At 31.0% G+C, this 18,494-nt stretch carries 22 protein-coding genes; 6 read left to right on the top strand and 16 right to left on the bottom strand.

The genetic code is table 11. From position 1 onward, the window contains the following. Positions 1–10: 10 nt before the first annotated feature. From Q0910_RS12285 to Q0910_RS12265, 5 genes are all read right to left on the bottom strand, one after another. Entirely contained in the window at positions 11–349 is a 339-nt protein-coding gene (locus tag Q0910_RS12285) for a DUF2834 domain-containing protein (RefSeq protein ID WP_299216681.1), read from the bottom strand. A 69-nt stretch (positions 350–418) separates the two neighbouring features. Further along, on the bottom strand, positions 419–1,462 hold the full coding sequence (locus Q0910_RS12280) for a S41 family peptidase (RefSeq protein ID WP_299216678.1): 1,044 nt from the start codon (positions 1,460–1,462) through the stop codon (positions 419–421). Between the two features lie 102 nt (positions 1,463–1,564). Continuing rightward, a complete protein-coding gene (locus tag Q0910_RS12275) occupies positions 1,565–2,497 on the bottom strand; it encodes a helix-turn-helix domain-containing protein (protein ID WP_299216675.1) in 933 nt (310 codons plus the stop codon). A 231-nt stretch (positions 2,498–2,728) separates the two neighbouring features. Further along, positions 2,729–3,280: an AAA family ATPase gene (locus tag Q0910_RS12270; RefSeq protein WP_299216672.1), complete on the bottom strand. Its 552-nt coding sequence runs from the start codon at positions 3,278–3,280 to the stop codon at positions 2,729–2,731. 159 nt (positions 3,281–3,439) lie between these two features. Beyond that, a complete protein-coding gene (locus Q0910_RS12265; RefSeq protein ID WP_299216666.1) occupies positions 3,440–3,763 on the bottom strand; it encodes a helix-turn-helix domain-containing protein in 324 nt (107 codons plus the stop codon). A 126-nt stretch (positions 3,764–3,889) separates the two neighbouring features. On the opposite strand from Q0910_RS12265, the gene Q0910_RS12260 reads away from it, so the two are divergent. Then, positions 3,890–4,252: a cupin domain-containing protein gene (locus tag Q0910_RS12260; RefSeq protein WP_366142660.1), complete on the top strand. Its 363-nt coding sequence runs from the start codon at positions 3,890–3,892 to the stop codon at positions 4,250–4,252. Next, positions 4,252–5,148 (top strand): type II CAAX endopeptidase family protein, encoded by an 897-nt coding sequence (locus Q0910_RS12255; RefSeq protein ID WP_299216663.1) that lies wholly within the window; start codon positions 4,252–4,254, stop codon positions 5,146–5,148. Before Q0910_RS12260 ends, Q0910_RS12255 begins: the two co-directional genes overlap by 1 nt. A gap of 35 nt (positions 5,149–5,183) precedes the next feature. On the opposite strand, the gene Q0910_RS12250 is transcribed toward Q0910_RS12255, so the two are convergent. The 11 genes from Q0910_RS12250 to Q0910_RS12200 form a co-directional block, all read right to left on the bottom strand. Continuing rightward, positions 5,184–5,696 (bottom strand): hypothetical protein, encoded by a 513-nt coding sequence (locus Q0910_RS12250; RefSeq protein WP_299216660.1) that lies wholly within the window; start codon positions 5,694–5,696, stop codon positions 5,184–5,186. A 152-nt stretch (positions 5,697–5,848) separates the two neighbouring features. Beyond that, positions 5,849–6,448, bottom strand: coding sequence for a GNAT family N-acetyltransferase (locus Q0910_RS12245; RefSeq protein WP_299216658.1), 600 nt, complete (start codon positions 6,446–6,448; stop codon positions 5,849–5,851). Positions 6,449–6,680: 232 nt separating this feature from the next. After that, entirely contained in the window at positions 6,681–7,184 is a 504-nt protein-coding gene (locus tag Q0910_RS12240) for a hypothetical protein (RefSeq protein WP_299216655.1), read from the bottom strand. 191 nt (positions 7,185–7,375) lie between these two features. Then, positions 7,376–7,966 (bottom strand): hypothetical protein, encoded by a 591-nt coding sequence (locus tag Q0910_RS12235; protein ID WP_299216652.1) that lies wholly within the window; start codon positions 7,964–7,966, stop codon positions 7,376–7,378. 203 nt (positions 7,967–8,169) lie between these two features. Further along, positions 8,170–8,835, bottom strand: a complete 666-nt coding sequence (locus Q0910_RS12230) for a hypothetical protein (RefSeq protein WP_299216649.1) — start codon at positions 8,833–8,835, stop codon at positions 8,170–8,172. Between the two features lie 197 nt (positions 8,836–9,032). After that, positions 9,033–9,722, bottom strand: a complete 690-nt coding sequence (locus Q0910_RS12225; RefSeq protein WP_299216646.1) for a hypothetical protein — start codon at positions 9,720–9,722, stop codon at positions 9,033–9,035. A gap of 74 nt (positions 9,723–9,796) precedes the next feature. Then, positions 9,797–10,381, bottom strand: coding sequence for a Crp/Fnr family transcriptional regulator (locus tag Q0910_RS12220; RefSeq protein ID WP_299216641.1), 585 nt, complete (start codon positions 10,379–10,381; stop codon positions 9,797–9,799). A gap of 187 nt (positions 10,382–10,568) precedes the next feature. Beyond that, entirely contained in the window at positions 10,569–11,021 is a 453-nt protein-coding gene (locus tag Q0910_RS12215) for a cytochrome c oxidase assembly factor Coa1 family protein (protein WP_299216638.1), read from the bottom strand. 195 nt (positions 11,022–11,216) lie between these two features. After that, positions 11,217–13,799 (bottom strand): phosphoenolpyruvate carboxylase, encoded by a 2,583-nt coding sequence (locus tag Q0910_RS12210; protein WP_299216635.1) that lies wholly within the window; start codon positions 13,797–13,799, stop codon positions 11,217–11,219. Between the two features lie 100 nt (positions 13,800–13,899). Beyond that, entirely contained in the window at positions 13,900–14,379 is a 480-nt protein-coding gene (locus Q0910_RS12205; protein WP_118456411.1) for a winged helix-turn-helix transcriptional regulator, read from the bottom strand. A 75-nt stretch (positions 14,380–14,454) separates the two neighbouring features. After that, a complete protein-coding gene (locus tag Q0910_RS12200; protein ID WP_299216631.1) occupies positions 14,455–15,612 on the bottom strand; it encodes a M14 family zinc carboxypeptidase in 1,158 nt (385 codons plus the stop codon). A 385-nt stretch (positions 15,613–15,997) separates the two neighbouring features. On the opposite strand from Q0910_RS12200, the gene Q0910_RS12195 reads away from it, so the two are divergent. The 4 genes from Q0910_RS12195 (at position 15,998) to Q0910_RS12180 (ending at position 18,383) form a co-directional block, all read left to right on the top strand. Continuing rightward, a complete protein-coding gene (locus Q0910_RS12195; RefSeq protein ID WP_299216628.1) occupies positions 15,998–16,477 on the top strand; it encodes a helix-turn-helix transcriptional regulator in 480 nt (159 codons plus the stop codon). A gap of 79 nt (positions 16,478–16,556) precedes the next feature. After that, the gene (locus Q0910_RS12190) at positions 16,557–16,934 is read left to right on the top strand and encodes a DNA topoisomerase IV (RefSeq protein ID WP_299216625.1); all 378 of its coding nucleotides are present in this window, start codon (positions 16,557–16,559) and stop codon (positions 16,932–16,934) included. Then, positions 16,934–17,740: a TerC family protein gene (locus Q0910_RS12185; RefSeq protein ID WP_299216623.1), complete on the top strand. Its 807-nt coding sequence runs from the start codon at positions 16,934–16,936 to the stop codon at positions 17,738–17,740. The genes Q0910_RS12190 and Q0910_RS12185 overlap by 1 nt, the downstream gene beginning before the upstream one ends. 64 nt (positions 17,741–17,804) lie before the next feature. Beyond that, positions 17,805–18,383, top strand: a complete 579-nt coding sequence (locus tag Q0910_RS12180) for an alkylphosphonate utilization protein (RefSeq protein ID WP_299216619.1) — start codon at positions 17,805–17,807, stop codon at positions 18,381–18,383. Positions 18,384–18,494 lie beyond the last annotated feature (111 nt).

The following is an 18,494-nucleotide window of genomic DNA, read 5'->3' as shown; positions in this document are numbered from 1 at the left end:
TAAATACATCTCACTCTTCAATCACCGCATTTTTCTCCAATCTACGTGCCCTAAAATATAAAAACAACGGAAAGGCAAATGCTATAGCAATCATAAAAGTCAATGGAATAAATATCCACCAGTGTTTCATTTTTAATTTAATCGCTTCTGGAATGTACCAAACAAAAAAAGTAAATACCACCACTAACAAATCTGCATTAAATGATTTAGCCGGAAATGTAGTTTTCGTTTGTGCGATATAGTTTAAAAGCGATGTATCTTCAGCGTTTAAATAAAACTGAATATTAAAATACCAGGTATAGCAAAGCCCCAGAATAGCTAATAAAAGAAATACGTATTTAAGTTTCATAAGTATGATTTTTAAAACTTTATCTAATTTAAAATATATTTACTTAAACAAATACTCTAATTACTTTCATTACTTGCTATCTATAAATTTAATAGCTTCTATAACATTCTTGTCTTTAGTTAAATCCTTAAAATCAGCCTCTTTAACAATCTCTATCTGAGGTTTAATACTTTTAGTAAACACTGCAGATCTATCTGTTGCATAGCTCAATGTAATTGCAGCTTTTGTTTTAAATGGCAACTCAAACAAATCATTAGCCGTAGTCAATCCGTAACTCTCCTCACCGATAATTACAGTGTTTTTTCTTCCTCTAAAACCTAAAGCTACAAACTCTCCCGCACTAGCAGTCATCACTCCTGTAATTAGAGCAACAGGAATTTCGGTATTAGGTTTTGCAATTGTCTTTACACGTGCTTGTATTTTTTGATCCTCATAGTAAATACCATTATGCAGACCCGAACGGTTTTTTACATTTTTATCTGCATCTAAATACAATGACACGGTGTTATCTCCTATTAAATGATATAATCCAGCTAACATAACATTAGAATTGCCTCCTATGTTTAATCTCAAATCGATGATCCACCCTTTAATTTTTTGAGTTTTATTCAATTTTAAGATAGCATCGTATATTTTTTGTGCCCTTTCATTTAACTCTTTCTCCGTGGCGTTAAGTAAAAGCATCCCCGGAATAAAAACATACCCATAATGATCATTGATTACTTTTGCCTCAAATTTTAGTTCTTCACTATATGCTATGAGTAAGTTTCTATGTAAGTCTTCTTGTTCAATTTTTCGTTTGAGATTACTTTGATACATTCCTTTTTCTGAAAATAGTAATAAATGATCTCCTTGTATAGTGTCAAAAAGTTTTGAACTGATCTCTAATGATTTCTCAAAGGTTCCGCCTTTTAGTGCTTCCTTTTTTATGTATGGTTTTATTTGGCTCCAATTAACGCTTTTTCGATATAGGTAATTAGCTTCTAATTCTTCAAAGAACCGATCATAGAACATGTTAATGCTATCTTGGACCGATGTTACTTTTCCTTGACTGTAGACCTTTGGAAATACTACAGAAACACCAATAATAACAACTAAAAGTAATCTTTTCATAAGTATAGTTTTAAAATTTTATGATTTCAAAACTATAAGCTTTTATAGAAAAACAACCTCAGAAACAGCGGGATAATGTCCAGAAAATAAATACTGGACATGTTAGTTTTTATGATTTGCTTTATACTGAGTCGGAGTTAAACCGGTTATTTTTTTGAATACTGCATTAAATGAAGATTTAGAACTGAAACCAGATTTTTCTGCAATCGCTAACAGTGTAAATTTTTCTTGTTCAGAAGAAACTAATAATGATTTTACCTTTTCAATTCTATAGGTGTTTATAAAATCTGTAAAAGACATATGATAGATATCGTGAATATATAAGGATAGTTCTTTTTCGGACATGGATACTAAAGAAGCTACATCTGAAACTTTAAGATTTTGATTGGTAAAGATTTCTTCATTCTTCATATAGTGCTCTATTTTATTTTTTAACCAACTACCCTGCTCTTCTTCTTTTTCATCTTTGAGATTAAATGTTTTAAACAATAGATTGGATTTGGTAAAACCAATAAAACCTATCCAGTATATATAAAAAGAATTCAAAACTAATATGACATAATAAAATTCTCCACTATCTTGAAGATTAAAAAGCACTGCAATAATTTGATGTAATAAATTAAGTATAATAATTACAATAAACATCCACGAAAATGTCGACAACCATTCCCAATTTTTCCGTATCGACATAGAACCTTTTATTACATCTTTGTTCTTCTTTATAAATCTCAGAGCACTAATCATTAGTAGTAGATTGAAAATCAGGTAAGCAAAATCATTATATAGGAAAAATCCAGTTTGATACACTCTATAAAAGATATATTCATCAATACCACTATGGAGCATCACATACCAGTAAGCTCTTAACATCCCATACAAAATTGCAGGAACAAACAATAGATATTCCATAGAGGGAATAACCTTTACGTTTTTAATTTGGCTTTTGATATAAAAATAAAACCCCACACCAATCAGATATTTATAAGGAAATGGAAAGGAAGCTAAAGGAATAAACCCTATTGAATCCACATTCATATACAAGAATGCATATGTTAGATTATAAAAGGATAAGGAAAACAAAAACAACATATAATAATTGAATGCTCTTTTATTATCCCTTCTTTTGGAAAGTAAATAAAGACACAATGTAAATCCTTGTATTGCTCCAAAAAGAACTATGATATTTAAAACACTATAGTCTATTGTATCATTTTTTTATAGATGAATGGTTTATCTAAAAGGTTTTTAGCTTATGTATAATTAATCCTAACCTTGTCGTTGGTAGTTTTTTATTTTGGTTAATACTTTTTCGATTTTATCATTCAATTCCATTTTCCCATCTATTCTCAAAATTTCACAGTCCAGCAATTTGATCCAATCATTATGAATTCTTAATGACCTACCATCAAAGTTTGGATTTTCATATTGGTTTGCCCATTCTAAGAAAGCTTTTGAATTCCCTTGAATTTTTTTATCAGTTAACAGCTTTTCTCCATAACGTTCAGTTTCTCTCTTTTCGAGCCTGATCATTCTTTCTTTATGATCCAATCGTATAAAAACTGCTAAATCAAATAATGTTTCCCATTCCTTTCCCCAACTTACCAAAGAACCACTTATAATTATATTTTCAAACTTTTCGAAATCAGTTTTAAGGTTCTTATTTCGCTCGATTAATGATACTTTTTTTTGAAAAGGAGGTATTGTCTTCCTCCAATAATAATCATCAACATCCAAATGAACAAAACTTGTCCTTTTTTTAATTTCCTTGGCTAGCGTCGTCGTTCCGGAACCTGAAGCTCCAAATATCAAAATTTTCATTTTAAACTAACATGTTTTTATATCGGATTTGTTAATGGAAATGTGCTTGCATAAAATCAGTTACGTGATTTAAGCAACTAATTTAGGAAATACAAACAGAATAGAAAACCTTCATTTATTGTCTTAAGTATTTTCAATAATAATTAATTTCGTAGCCCCTTATTTACTTTTATTCTCCTTACCCCATTGCTGCATACTTTGAATAATCGGCATTAATGAATCACCTGTTTCTGTTAAAAAGTATTCGACTCTTGGAGGAATTTCTGCATAGATCTTCCTCACAATAATTTCATCTCTTTCAAGTTCCCTGAGTTGCGTTGTTAACATCTGTTTGCTAATACCTTGAATTCTTTTATGTAGTTTTCCAAAACGGTTAAGATCTTTAGAAATTAGATATAAAACTATTGGCTTCCATTTTCCTCCAATCTTTGTCATACAATACACAACCGGACAGTTATCATACATTATTTTGTCTTTATCCATATTTTTATTTCAATATTCTGTTAGTAACAACAGCATTAGTCTAATTTAAAGACTAAGTTAGTTTAAAATAACTACTTGTACAAATGGAACTTATAAATTAGCTTTGGACCTAAATAACATAAACCCATGATCAAAACAATTCATTTAAAAGAAAAATATGACTTATTTCAAGATTATTGGAATCCACGAATTGTGGCTGAATTGAATGGACAGCAAATTAAAGTCGTAAAAGTAAAAGGAGAGCTAGTTTACCACACTCATGAACACGAAGATGAGTTGTTTTATGTTATTAAAGGCTCTCTAAAAATATGTTTTGAAAATTCAGAAAAAACAATTACAGAAGGTGAAATGCTTGTTGTTCCCAGAGGAATAAAGCATAAACCTATAGCTCAAGAAGAATGTTGGTTAGTACTATTTGAACCATCAGAAATAAAACATACAGGAGATAAAAATTGCGAACAAACAGTATCAAAATTCAAATGGATATAATGAATATTAGTTTAAGAAAAATCACACAGCATTGGATCGTAAAAATAGTATTAGGAATCACAGTATGTATCTTAGGTATATTAGTTATCAAAAAAGCTATATCTCAACCGATTCTTGGGGTAATTCTAGATTCTCAAGAGCTAAAAGATGGAATACAAAACTTAATATCTGGTTTTGTGATCATCGTTATTTACTATGTTTTCTATAAATTATTAGAAAAAAGAAAGATTCATGAATTGTCCTTGAACAAAATTGAAAAAGATTTATCAATAGGTATATCTACTGGTTTTGGACTCATTTCACTTTGCATAGGTATACTATACCTCTTAGGCTATTTTGAAGTATATAACTTCAATGAGTTTTCGGGTATATTGCTACCGCTGACATTATTATTATCTGCTGCTTTGTTTGAAGAAGTTATTTTCCGCGGAATTATTTATAGAATTCTGGAAGAACGATTTGGTACGAACATCGCATTAAGTCAAGCATTCTTTTTTGGTGTATTACATTATGGAAATGCAAATGCTACAATTACCTCGGTTTGGTTTGTGATAATGCTGGGTATAGTATTAAGTCTTTTGTACACGTATACACAGCGACTCTGGCTACCATTCTTTTTTCACTTTAGCTGGAATTTTGCACAGATAGTATATGGAACACCTCTATCTGGTAATACTAATTTTGATGCTTTATTATCGAGTAAATTCAATGGTCCTAGCTTATTTATAGGTTCTGAGTTTGGAATAGAAGACTCTTTTTTCTCCATTCTTTTTATGACCCTACTCGCCTTCTATCTTTATTGGATGTGCAAGAAAAAAGGTAAGTTAAAACCTCTAGTATCCTATTTATATAAAAAAGCACAACCTACTGATTTTTTCAGAGACCATCATTTATGAGTTTAATAATCAGATACTTGATTTTTTTAATATACTTATGTTCTTAACCAATTTCTTATATTGCTTTCCAAATTTTCAGTTGTATTAGCAACATCTTCCACAATTTGAATTATTATCTTTTTATAGATTAAATAATAGAAAATACCGAAGATTGGAACTAATACATACAATGCGCCATTTTGATTGTAATTTTCCTCGAAAACTATGTTTAATAAAGTAATTAATCCAACTAAAATAAAAATAAATATCATTAATATTGAAAAACCTTGAATCCCATGTATTGTAATTTGTAATTCGATCCCTTCATCCGTCTCTATTACCTTTCCATAACAAGTTTCAAAATTTAGATTAGGATTAAAAGAAGTATTTTTTTTTAAACGAAATTCATTATTATAAATAATTCCCGAATAAGCTTTTGTAACTTTATTTTTGAGTAGTGGAGGCATAAAATAATGAATTTCTTCTTTTACTACGTTCGCTTTAAATCTTATATCAAACTCAGCTTTAGTTATCCCAAGTTTAATATTTTTTCTAAGAATAAATTTCATTTAAGGTCCCTAAATATTACTGTTAACGATTTGTGTATGGCTAGTTGCGTGGTTTAGCAATTAATTTAGTAAACAAATACGAACCCGAAAAAATTCTGAAGGAATTTTCCAAATAAACACTTGCAAAGCAATTAATTATGTACGGCTGGTTTTTATTCGATATAATATCTAACCATCGGTCTGTGTTTTGATGTTCTGTCAACTATTTCAAAACCTGCTTTTTCAAAGGATTTATATAAACCAATCCAAGCAAAACCATCGGGAAGTTTTTCTTGTGTTGGAATTGTAGGGTATGCCTCAATAATTTTAATACCTATTTCCTTACCGTATTTTACTACTCCTTTTAAAAGCTCTATTGAAACTCCGTGTTTTCTGAATTCTTTTGCAACAAAAGTGCACGGAACTGACCATACTTTTTTATTGTCAATTGGTTTATGAACTCTTGACGTTCGAAGTCTAATAAAATCTTCTCTTGGGGAAAAAGCACACCAAGCGATTGGAATATCATCATAAAAACCAAGTATTCCTGTCGGTTGGTCGTTCCACACAAGTTCTTTTATTGAATCTTTATTTTTATCATCAGCTTTTCCTTCTTCGTGGTCTGACTTTTTTTGTCTAAAGTGCATGCACCAACAGTTCGCACCAGCTCCATTCGCTCCAAAAAGCTTCACAAACTTATTCCAATTGTCTTTTGTCAATGGTTCAAATCTTAACTCGGACAGAAATTCGCGGTCTATTATTTGGTCATTCATTTCGCAATTAACGATTAAGTGTTTGTATAATTATTATCCGTTGCTTTTTTAAGCTTGCAGATAACGTTATAAGTATGTGTCGTAATAAAGCAAAATATTACCCAACCATCTACAAATCTGCGCTGATTTTATGACTTTCTCGCCATAAATTTTTTTACGCCATTATAAATATACAAGAACCTTTGAATTATCACTTAACTGCTATGATCACATAGTTTTACCAAATGTTTTTTTAATTATTTAATATTTTGTCTAGTAAATCATCCGGTAATCCAAAAACTGCATTAAATCTCAAGTCAGTTGCATTATTAGATCTCTTTTTAAATGAAGATTTATACCATTTTGGGTCATTGGATTTTAAATGATAATCTTCTGGGAATTCGGAAGAAACAATTTTTCCATTTTTGTAAATATCAATAAAGTCAATTCCGATATTTAGATTCTCAACACGAGATAATACTATTTCGAAGTCAGTTTTCGAGAAATAATATTGATTCTTTTTGTTTGGTATTCCAGATGGAAGTCCATAAAAAACATTCTCTTTTAAAAATAACAGCTCTTTCTCTTGTAATTTCTTAAAATATTCTGGCAAATTGTATTTTTTTAATTCGGTCATTATATTTTCAGCCTTGATTTCTTTTTCCTCTTTTTTTGAGTTTTCGACACAACTGAAAATCAGCAATCCAAATATAGAAATTGCTAAAGTCAAAAGTGTATGTGTTACTTTATAATTCAATTTGTATTAATGTTGGGTAACGTTATAAATATATGTTGTAGCTGTGCAAATTGTTACCTAACTCTCGACATTATCAGCGCATTGATTGCTATTTTTTTCATTTGACAAGTATTGAGTCATCCTAAATATACAAAGACCTCTCGATCTAGCCATAATAAGATATGATCACATATATCTTGTTGTAGCCAGTTTTATATTTCGTTAAACTTATTTATAAAATCACTTAGTATTTCTTTTTCAGTACCGTTCATTCTAAAATATCCAGTATTACCTTCTATCATTTTAACTAGAATTCGGTCACTTATCTTCTCGGAGTAAAATAAATTAATTAAATCTTTAATAATTAGATATGGAGTAGCTAATATACCATTTCGAGACCACCATCCAAAAAATAGATTTTGTAATATTGAAGTAGTTTTTTCTTTATTTCCACAATTTTTGCATAGTACTTTCTTTTGATTTGTCTCTTTTGAATAAACTAGAAAAGATATAATTTTGTTAATTTCAAAACCGGAGAGTTTCGTTGTGTTATTTAGACAGTTGGGACAGGTTAAGTTTGAGATTTTATTTTTAAGTTCAATTATTTCTTGTTCTTTAAATGCTTTTGTCTCTGCATTTACCCAATTTAATAAATCAGAATTTAATTTACGATTTTTAATTTCACTCCTCAAAATATTAATTACGTCTTTTCTTAAACCCTTAGATTCAAAAAGAGCGATTTTCTCAATTTGAGAATCAGACATTTTTTTGTAATTATTTTTGATTTCGTCTACTGTATACATTAAAAATTATATTCTTTGGGTAATTGGCTACAACGTTTAATATATGTGTCGTAGCAAAGCAAAATGTTACCCTGCTTTTCGATTTTTCTGCGCATTGATTGCTAACTTTTACTTTTTGCAAGCATTGCGCCACTGCAAAAACACAAGAACCTTTGAATTATCACTTAACTGCTATGATCACATATTTGATGTTGGTGATAGTTTTATTTTTTTAAAGTTACTATAGTATCAAAAACATTTTCATAGGTTGCATAATATGCTCGATTACCAAATTTAGCAAATGACCATTGGGCAATTTCTATATCCGTTTTCAAATCATTAGGAATTGTATGTGGAATTGGCTGATTTATGGCGTGTGTCTTTATTAAATAATGTACATCACTTAATGCAATATTCTGTTCAATTTCATTCGAGTGTTCGATTTCAATTATTTCAATTGAATCCGAGTCTATTTTAAACTTTGCCTTGTAAGCCAAATCTCCATTCCAGCTTCTACTAAAATAAAAAAAGTTTTCAAAAGCATAAATATCCCATTTGCAGTCCATACTATCTGCTTTAAATATAATTCCGTTTAATTTATCTCCATTATGAGGATACTTTAAATAAATAATTGAATCAACAGAGTTTAAAATTTGTTGGTTTTTTAAATATTCCCCATTTGATTGACGCATATCATTGTATTTTTCAGCAAGCTTTTTTTCTTTTGTAAATGCAAGCATAGTTCCGGTATATGAACGAATGTCCAAAACTCTTTTATTAAAAGGATTTCCTTCGCCAATCTCATACCATTTAAAGTCATAAGTCTTTGAAGATTCTGATTGAAATTCAGATTCCCTATTAGATTTCCTTTTTTTGAACCAGTTAAACATATTTTTTTCTTAATTATCACCAACGCTCAGTACAAGAAACGTAGGGCAGGTAATAAGCGATACATTTAGGATTGCTACCAAACCAAATATAATATTTTGCTTTTATCTTTTCTTCTATGAACGTCAAATTTTATATTTAGTGGACGTAGTCAATAAGCATAGACCTTTCGGTTAAGACTAAATTATTATATGTTTTTTTATACATTGTTAGCTGCTTTTTCTCTTAATATCAATTGTCTAATACTAGCCAAGTGTGAAAACAAAACTATCGGAACTATGACTGCTGGTATCCATACAAAAGGAAAGTAAGTTACTCCAATATTGGGTTGGTCAAAAGCCAATTGTTGAAAGGGAGTTTGTGCACTTAATACAGCTATCACCAATATATTAATCAATAGTCCTAAGCAGACGATATTCCATATTAGAAGACCTTTTCGCCCTATTGTTTTCTTAACAAATACTAGATAATAGATTATAGGAGCTGTAATTCCTGATATAATATCATAATTATAGCCGTCAAAGGTCATCAAGTCAGGAACTAATCCGCTTAAAAAGACAAGATAAAGAGTTATTTCCACAGGAATACGTACAATATGCACTATTGTTAAACATTTTATACTAAGGCTATCAATAAACTTTTCATTATTTTTATTGGTAAAAAGTATCAAAACAAATAAAATAGTTGGAGCAAGTAATAAAGTAAACCTTGGTGGAAATGTTTCCAATTTTTGGTAAAATCCGGTTACTCCTAATACACCTACAACAAGCATCCATATGATAATGACGTAAAGAGTTTTTTTGTTATTAGAAGCCTTAAAAAATAACCAAAGAGAGATTAGGGTTGTTAGAATTAGCCCAAGAGATGTGAAAATTGAAATTTCTGCCATTTTGTAATCTTTATTGTGAAATTCAAAATTAGGCAGTCAAAAATATACTTCACTTGACAAAAGGCAAGAAAAAGCTATGGTTGTTTTTTCTTTCGTATTCTACTTAGTGTACTATCTGTAACACCTATGTATGAAGCTATATATTTTAATGGTACATATTTTAATATTTCAGGTCTTGAAGTTAATAAGTGTTGGTAGCGTCGTTCGGCAGTTTGATTAATCATAGCATAGTTTCTCTTTTTGGAAGCGATGAATTCTTTAACTAAAATAGCTCTACCAAAATCTCTAAATGCAGGTTTATGATGAAACAGCTTGTTTAATTCTTCGTAAGAAATGCGATAACCAATACAATCAGTTATAGCTTGAATATTGGTCTCAGATTTAACTCTATTGAAAAAGGAGGTGATTTCAAAAACGATGTTATTTTCCGTGAAAATATCTGTAGTGATTTCATTTCCTTCTAAATCATAAAGAAAAACTCTCATTAATCCTTTTTCAAGATAAAAATAGTCGTCACTAACTTTATTCTCTTTTAAAAAAAGTGAATTCTTTTCAATTTTTGTAAAGTGAAACGTACTAGCGATTTCTTCAGCTTCAATTTCATTTATTGGAATGATTTGTTTAATAAAATTTATTAATGAAGATTGATTTTTATCCATATTTCAAATTGCAGCTAACGCCAAATATATGAATCGGAGCAAGGCAAATACACTTAAACCAACCGATCTATCTGCGCATTTTTATTTATTATTAAACTTATAAAAATATAGCGCCATTGCAAAAAGGAAAAGACCTTTCGATTAAACACTAAATTGCTCTGATTTTATATATAATGTTACCAGTTTTTTATTCGAGTTGCTTAATCACCTCAATAATTTCTTTTTCCTCAACAGGCTCTTTAATTCGAATATTAATCTTTTTATAGTTCCATTTTCCATTTATTCTGTCAGCAGAAATATCCATAGAAGCCTCTTTGCTCTTACTACCCTCAACTGGAATATATAAATCAACAGATTTACTATCGTTAGAATACATAACTTCTCCAGCAAGAATTGCAAAGTTGTCAATTGGTTTTAAATCACCCATAACTTCAATTACTCGTTTATTTTGTTTTGCTATTTCCAATGCGTTTTTGGAAAGTTCTGAGTCAGCGTATGCCTTTGCAAAACCACCCATATGATTACCTAAATTGGAAGAGGAAAACAAAATAATAAAGACAAGGAATAAGCCTATTAAAGGAATAAACCATTTCCAATTTCTTTTCCACCAACTTTTATGTTCAATTATTTCGTTATTCATATTCGTTTTTTATAATTACTGGTAACATGTGTATATAACCAATTGGGTATATTTCTATTATATACTTTATTGTAACCGTTTGTAAACATATAATTCTACGGCTACGATCATTTTTTATTAAAGAAAATCAAAATTAACCAAACAAAAAAACCACAGCAATAGTAACTGTGGTTTTCGTTTAAAAATTATAGTTTCTTATGCCGAATTACGACTGGCATTAATATTACCAAATAGCGAACGGGTTACCATTTTTTCATAAATTTCTAGATCTTCTGTACCCTTACCTGATCGAGTAATATCCTGAATCTTCTTCAGCGCATATTGTTGGATCGTAAGTAATGGCAATACAATATTTTCTCTAATATCAATGGATGCCTTACCTGCTGATTCGTTTTCCATCAACTCAGTATATCCTGTCAATTTTAATAAAAGACGCTTGGTTAATTCATACTCCTTATGAATGATATCCCAAAAAGCACCGTATTCTTTATCGTCTTTCATATAGGCAGTAAGCTGAAAAAATGATTTTGTCAAACTCATCATACTATTCCCTACCAAAGCTCTAAAGAAAGCAGATCCTTTATATAGTGCTGTTATCTTATCAAATTCTCCTCGGTCCTCATAAGTTTTTAGAGCAGTTCCTACTCCATAGAATCCAGGAACATTCTGTTTTAACTGGCTCCAACTACCGACAAATGGTATTGCTCGTAAATCTCCAAAATCTAAACTACTGCTTTTACTACGTTTAGAAGGACGACTACCTATATTGGCTTTTCCATAGTACTTAAGCGTACTCATATGTTCTAGATACGGTAAAAATTTAGGATGATTCTTAAAATCTACATAAGTCTTATAACTAACGTCCGCCAATTCCTGCATGGTCTCTTTATTTTCTTTAGAAAATAAATTAGCTTCATTATCCGTCAATTGATTTTCTACACCAGCACCTAATAGCTGTTCTAGGTTATACTGACAGGAATCTAAGGTTCCAAAATTAGAACTAATCGTTTGTCCCTGAACTGTAATCTGAATTTGCTCATGCTCTACTGTTGGACCCAGCGAAGCATAAAACTGATTGGTGTTTCCTCCTCCTCTGGCTGGCGGCCCTCCACGACCATCAAAGAATATTACTTTTACGCCGTATTTTCTTGACATTTCAGTCAGTGCTTCTTTAGCTTTAAAAATACCCCAATTCGCCATTAGATATCCCCCATCTTTCGTTCCATCAGAGAAACCAAGCATAATAGTCTGCTTCATTCCACGACGTTTTAGATGCTCCATATATACAGGGTTGCTATACAATGCTTCCATAACTTGGTGAGAAACCTCAAGATCAGGTACTGTTTCAAACAACGGTATCACATCGACTGAAGGTTGCTCCCAATCACTTAACCTAATCATCGCAAAGGTTTCCATCACATTAAGAACACTACCATTATTACTAATAATATAACGATTAGCGCCACGTTCTCCATTATTTTGCTGTATGGTTTGTATTGCATAAATAGATTCCATTGTTGCTCTTGCCATATCATCATCTAGCACAGATGGATCTAACTTTCCTGTAACATTAGATAATACTTGTATCTGCTCTTCTTCTGATAACGAATCATAATTATCAGGAAAAAAACCTAGACCTAAATCGTTCGTCTTTTTTACAATTTCCGTAAGTACATTATGATGTACTCTGGAATCTTGTCTGATATCTAAAGTTCCGAAATGGAATCCAAAAATCTTAACTTTATTAATTAGATCTTGTAATTCTTCTAAAAACAGAGATTGATGCTTGCTGATCAATTCTTCTCTTACCTCTAGTAAACCATTCATCAATGTTTCAATTGATAAAGGTTCAGCAGTTTTTGCGTAATAAAAATTATCGTATAATGCTTCCTCCAGAACTCCTAGCTTATCTTGTAGATTCCCGAAAGTGATTCTGCGCTTTAGTTTACGTATATCTCTATAATAGTTGATAAGAATCGTTTTTCTTAATCTTTTTGCAACTTTAAGTGTTGTTTCTGTGGTTACAAAAGGATTACCATCTCTATCTCCACCAGGCCAGAATCCTAGGTTAATAAGGTCATTTTCCAGATCTTCTCCCTGAAAAATGCTCTGCTGAATATAATTATAGATAGTCCCTACAGAGTGATAAAATACATTTTCGAGATACCAGATTAAACTTACAGCTTCATCATAAGGCGTAGGCTTTTCTTTTTTGAAGAAAGCTGTCTTACCTAATTGAGCTAGTAGTCGTTTGATTCTTTGCGAGTCATTAGCTCGGATAGCAGTATCAAGATCATGAATAATTCCCAATACGGTTCCTGGATAAAACTGTGTAGGATGCGCAGTTAAAGTCGGTCTAATTTTAAATCTTCTTAGATAATCTTTCAATTCTTCTAATTGTCCCTTTGCCTGTGCTTCTTCTTTAATACTCCTTAGCGTACCGCGACCATCCATATTATTAACAATAGGAAAAGCTGCATCTTCTATCGCGTCAAATAATACTACCTGACGTTCTATATACTGTATAAATCTAAATAAAAGATCATGCTTGTCTTTATCAGAAGGGTTATCCTGATATAGCTTAAAAAAGCTTTCTACAATTTCTGAAGGATTCTTCTTTTTATCATACCCTTTTTCACAAACTTCTTTAAAAAGTGGTAATAAAACACCTGTATTGGTGATTTCATCAAAAGGTAATGTAATAAATATACTGTTGTATATTTGATATTTAGTAAGAACGTTATGATTAAAACGTTCTATTTTTGGTTGTCTTGCCATAATTGTGGTTACGAATATGGTTGATTAATAAATTATTTTATATTAAAAAACCCTCTAAGATTGATTCCTAAAGGGTTAATATGTTTAAATAGAATGCCCTTTACATTTCTTGAAAGATAGAATGCATCAAACGTTTCTTATCGTTTATACTTTCTTCTAAGGAGATCATGGTCTCCGTACGATACACACCATCGATATCATCTAATTGGAAAATAATATCCTTCGCGTGATTCGTATCCTTTGCTCTTACTTTACAAAAGATATTAAACTTACCTGTAGTAATATGCGCAACGGTTACAAACGGTATTTCCTTAATTCTTTGTAATACAAACTTGGTTTGTGACGTATTCTGAAGATATATACCTACATAAGCAATAAAAGAATACCCTAATTTTTTATAATCTAATGTTAATGAAGATCCTTCAATAATTCCGGCTTCTTCCATTTTCTTTACACGCACATGAACGGTACCGGCAGAAATCAGTAATTTCTTTGCAATATCCGTAAAAGGAGTACGTGTATTTTCGATCAACATGTCTAAAATTTGGTGATCTACTTCATCTAATTTAAATTTTGCCATAGTAATTCTAATAAATTTTCCCGATTAATTACATTGCAAAAATAACAGAAAAATAATGTTTTCATACATTTTTTTTCAACTTTTTCTCAATTCTGTTGAGAATAATTCATCGTTTAGTCGGAATTTTAACAACTCATTTTCTGGAAGTACCTCTACTGTAACGTTTTCGTTATATATAGTTCTTTTATTACCGATAATTTCTCTATGACCATAAAAATTTCCTAAATTCTCAATTTTAACAATTTTTGGAATGAATTTAATATCATTTTCTGATAATTCTTCGGTATACTGAATTGCTATATCCACATTTTTTTTATTTAAAATAACATCTCTAATAATGATATCATAGAAAGATTTCCCGTTTTCTGGAATATCAAAATATCCTGCATACCCATTTCCTGTTACATTTTTGTCCGAAATATATCGAACTGCAGTAACCAATGCATAAAATATATAAGCTCTGGTTTTCTCTCTATCATAATCCTCAGCATAATGTCCAGCTTCGAATAATATAGTAGGTATCCCCATATCAGATAAGGTATCTCCGACACAGTTAATATTAAAGCCATCATCATACCTTCCAACGCTTTTTGGAATATACTGTTGTAACACAAAATTCATCTCAGAGATGATTTCCATGGCTACCTTACGACAAGGAGTAACGGTACGTTTTTGATCTCCTGCTGGAGACAGAAAAGAAACTGTAGCAGGAAAATCAGTTTCTCCTACACTAAAAATAGTACGCTGGCCATGCAAATTAAATGCAACATCAGGACGAATCTTATGAATTAGATTGTTTAGTATAATACTTTCCTTTTGGGTCTTATCTTGAGCATCTCGATTAAGATCTACTTGATTATAATTAAGTCTGGTATATGCTTTGGCACCATCAGGGCTTAATATAGGAATGATATATAAGGTACAAGATGTCAAAATATGTTCAGAAAATTCATTAGAATCATCTGTTAACATATTTATAAAGTCTAACACTGCTTTTGTAGTAGTACTTTCGTTTCCATGCATTTGTGACCAGAACAATAAATTCTTCGGTCCATTACCAAGTTTTATAAGGTGTATTGGAGCATTATTTTCTGAAGTACCTAAAAGTTCAATCTCTACTTTTTTTGAAAGAGTAGCCAAAAGCGGTCCAATATGTTCTAAATGTATATAACGTCCTGATAAGGAAGATTCTCTATATGTAGAGAACCACTCCGACAATTTTTTAATATCCATAGGCTAATTAAAGCGTCTAAATTACTACTGTTTACTGAAGATTCATAGCAATTACTTTAGTTTTTACACATGTAAACTAATGGCGGTTTTACAATTGTAAATTATAGTTATTTACAGATGTAAACAACTTAAAATTTATAATTGTTTAGTATGTTAAACAGGATGCAACACTAAGTTTCCTAAAGTAATTGAGTTATTAACAACTAAGATGATGATTAATAATATTTTACATAAATATATGAATTTCAATAATATAGACAATCATAATTAAAGTTTTTATTTAACAATCAATCAATGTGTTTCTTATTATATTACAATTGTAAACTCATGTTGTGTTGAATTTGTTTAACTTTGTAATCAACTTATTCATTTAAATTCGTTTACAATGGTAAACACAGCCGCTTTCGGGAAAAGAATACAGGAAATCATGAAATTTTATCATGTTTCGGCATCAGGATTTGCAGACGCTATGGGTGTAGGACGTTCCTCTATTTCTCATATTCTTTCTGGTAGAAATAAACCTAGTTTAGATTTTGTAATGAAAATTACTGAAGCTTATCCAGAAGCAGAACTATACTGGTTGCTGTATGGTCAAGGTACATTTCCTAAATCCGAAGAGACTGACAAGCCTATTGAAACAACTTATCAAATTAAACCAACAACTCCTACTCTAACCCAAGCACCAAATACTGAAGAATCTGAACAAGATTTATTCTCTCTGCCTGAACCTGATTTTAAAAATAATATTTCGGATATCACGGAAGACAAAGAAAAGCAGATCATCAATACTGCTTCTGTTACTAAAGAAATTAATCAAATTGTATTTTTCTATAAGGATGGTACTTTTGACGTCTACAAGAATTAAAAATCTTAACAACTTTTCTGACTGTTGCTGTTAAATCTGTTGAAATAGATTTATTTTCGTTTATCATTATTGTAATGCTATGAGGCGACTTATTTTTTTACTCCTTATTTCTGTGTTGCTTTCCAGTTGTTATCAGCAGGAAAGGGACTGTAAGGATTTCCATACCGGTACTTTTGAATTTGAAACCTATCTTAACGGACAGCTTGCTAAAACTACATTTGTGCGCAATGACTCTATTGAAATAGATTATTTTCAAGGCAAAAGTGATACAGCCAGTATTCGCTGGATTAATGACTGCGAGTATATAGTAAAGAAACTTCATCCAAAAAATATGGCAGAGGAAAAAGCAATTCATATGAAGATATTAACCACGGATAAAAACACGTATACTTTTGAATATGGGTTGGTAGGTGTTAAAAAAAACAAACAAAGAGGAACTGCTAAAAAAACAAAATAATGCTAGAAATTTTTACAACTGCCGATGCCTGGGTAGCTCTATTGACGTTGACTTTTCTCGAAATTGTACTAGGTATTGATAATATTATATTCATTTCGTTAGCTTCAAGCAAGTTACCTAATGAAGAACAAAAAAAAGCAACCAATATTGGTTTATTACTAGCCATGGTTATGCGAATTGTATTGCTTTTTGGTATTTCCTTACTTGTAGCAATGGAAGCTCCTTTCTGGCATATTAATCTACCTTGGATAGAAGCTGGAATTAGCGGACAGTCTCTCATATTATTTGGAGGAGGACTTTTCCTATTATATAAAAGTGTTCACGAAATTCACGAAAAGGTAGATGAAAAAGGAGAAGAAGAGAAAGAAATTAAAGAAAAAAGTTCAAGTTCATTGTCCAAAGCAATTGTGCAAATCACATTGATTAATGTTGTTTTCTCTTTTGACTCTATACTTACAGCTGTCGGTATGACTAATGGATTAAGTGACAACCCAACGGATGCGCTAATTATAATGATTATCGCAGTGGTGATTTCTGTTTTAATTATGATGTTATTTGCTACGCCGGTTGGTCGTTTTGTAAACAAACATCCATCAATTCAGATTCTAGGACTTTCGTTTTTGATTCTGATAGGATTTATGTTGATTGCAGAAGCTGCGCATTTAGCACATTTGCAATTATTTGATAGTGAAGTTGGCACCATCCCTAAAGGATACTTATATTTCACCATCGCCTTTTCATTATTTGTAGAATTTATCAATTTTAAACTTCGAAAGAAAGGAAAACTGAGCGGGCAAAACAATTAATATTTAAAAGAAATTATCGCATTTTTGCGCAAATTATAGTGATCTCACCTATTGATAGAAACAAATGAGTAAATTAAAAGAGTTACAAGATCGTAGTGGGTCTGTATGCGAATTATGTGGCACTACCAAGGATTTATCAGCATACGATGTTCCTGAATCACCAAATGTAGGATTAGATTCTAGCATTTTAGCATGCTCGACTTGCAAAGGACAAATCGAAGATGCTGCCACAATAGACGCAAATCACTGGCGTTGCCTCAATGATAGTATGTGGAGCCAAGTTCCTGGAGTACAGGTTATGGCCTGGAGAATGCTTACCCGATTACGTTCTGAAGGTTGGCCACAGGATTTGTTAGATATGTTATATCTGGATGATGACACCTTAGCTTGGGCAAAAGCTACTGGAGAAGGTGATGATGAAAATACTGCTATAAAGCATATCGATTCTAACGGCTCTGTGTTACAAGCTGGAGATAGTGTAGTACTAATTAAAGATCTAAACGTAAAAGGAGCTAATTTCACTGCCAAAAGAGGTACTGTAGTTCGTAATATTTCTTTAGTACATGATAATCCTGAACATATAGAAGGCAAAGTTAATGGTCAGCACATCGTGATCTTAACCAAGTTTATAAAAAAAACTTAATCAATTTATTTATAGCGGATAAGCTATAGATTACTTAAAATTTAAGTAAAAAAAACATTTAATATCCTCAATAATTTTTGTTTTTCGTTGTTATTAAAGAATTTTATTCCG

The sequence above is a fragment of the uncultured Aquimarina sp. genome (assembly GCF_947495315.1).
Taxonomy (GTDB): domain Bacteria; phylum Bacteroidota; class Bacteroidia; order Flavobacteriales; family Flavobacteriaceae; genus Aquimarina.
This window is presented reverse-complemented; position numbering and strand designations above follow the sequence as displayed.

Excerpts from the sequence above, each read along its gene's own strand:
- Q0910_RS12225 (WP_299216646.1), bottom strand. The coding sequence starts at position 9,722 with ATGGCAGAAATTTCAATTTTCACATCTCTTGGGCTAATTCTAACAACC.
- Q0910_RS12285 (WP_299216681.1), bottom strand. The coding sequence starts at position 349 with ATGAAACTTAAATACGTATTTCTTTTATTAGCTATTCTGGGGCTTTGC.
- Q0910_RS12215 (WP_299216638.1), bottom strand. The coding sequence starts at position 11,021 with ATGAATAACGAAATAATTGAACATAAAAGTTGGTGGAAAAGAAATTGG.
- Q0910_RS12265 (WP_299216666.1), bottom strand. The coding sequence starts at position 3,763 with ATGGATAAAGACAAAATAATGTATGATAACTGTCCGGTTGTGTATTGT.
- Q0910_RS12275 (WP_299216675.1), bottom strand. The coding sequence starts at position 2,497 with ATGAATGTGGATTCAATAGGGTTTATTCCTTTAGCTTCCTTTCCATTT.
- Q0910_RS12260 (WP_366142660.1), top strand. The coding sequence starts at position 3,890 with ATGATCAAAACAATTCATTTAAAAGAAAAATATGACTTATTTCAAGAT.
- Q0910_RS12205 (WP_118456411.1), bottom strand. The coding sequence starts at position 14,379 with ATGGCAAAATTTAAATTAGATGAAGTAGATCACCAAATTTTAGACATG.
- Q0910_RS12270 (WP_299216672.1), bottom strand. The coding sequence starts at position 3,280 with ATGAAAATTTTGATATTTGGAGCTTCAGGTTCCGGAACGACGACGCTA.
- Q0910_RS12210 (WP_299216635.1), bottom strand. The coding sequence starts at position 13,799 with ATGGCAAGACAACCAAAAATAGAACGTTTTAATCATAACGTTCTTACT.
- Q0910_RS12245 (WP_299216658.1), bottom strand. The coding sequence starts at position 6,448 with ATGAATGACCAAATAATAGACCGCGAATTTCTGTCCGAGTTAAGATTT.
- Q0910_RS12280 (WP_299216678.1), bottom strand. The coding sequence starts at position 1,462 with ATGAAAAGATTACTTTTAGTTGTTATTATTGGTGTTTCTGTAGTATTT.
- Q0910_RS12235 (WP_299216652.1), bottom strand. The coding sequence starts at position 7,966 with ATGTATACAGTAGACGAAATCAAAAATAATTACAAAAAAATGTCTGAT.
- Q0910_RS12250 (WP_299216660.1), bottom strand. The coding sequence starts at position 5,696 with ATGAAATTTATTCTTAGAAAAAATATTAAACTTGGGATAACTAAAGCT.
- Q0910_RS12195 (WP_299216628.1), top strand. The coding sequence starts at position 15,998 with ATGGTAAACACAGCCGCTTTCGGGAAAAGAATACAGGAAATCATGAAA.
- Q0910_RS12180 (WP_299216619.1), top strand. The coding sequence starts at position 17,805 with ATGAGTAAATTAAAAGAGTTACAAGATCGTAGTGGGTCTGTATGCGAA.
- Q0910_RS12200 (WP_299216631.1), bottom strand. The coding sequence starts at position 15,612 with ATGGATATTAAAAAATTGTCGGAGTGGTTCTCTACATATAGAGAATCT.
- Q0910_RS12255 (WP_299216663.1), top strand. The coding sequence starts at position 4,252 with ATGAATATTAGTTTAAGAAAAATCACACAGCATTGGATCGTAAAAATA.
- Q0910_RS12220 (WP_299216641.1), bottom strand. The coding sequence starts at position 10,381 with ATGGATAAAAATCAATCTTCATTAATAAATTTTATTAAACAAATCATT.
- Q0910_RS12230 (WP_299216649.1), bottom strand. The coding sequence starts at position 8,835 with ATGTTTAACTGGTTCAAAAAAAGGAAATCTAATAGGGAATCTGAATTT.
- Q0910_RS12185 (WP_299216623.1), top strand. The coding sequence starts at position 16,934 with ATGCTAGAAATTTTTACAACTGCCGATGCCTGGGTAGCTCTATTGACG.
- Q0910_RS12190 (WP_299216625.1), top strand. The coding sequence starts at position 16,557 with ATGAGGCGACTTATTTTTTTACTCCTTATTTCTGTGTTGCTTTCCAGT.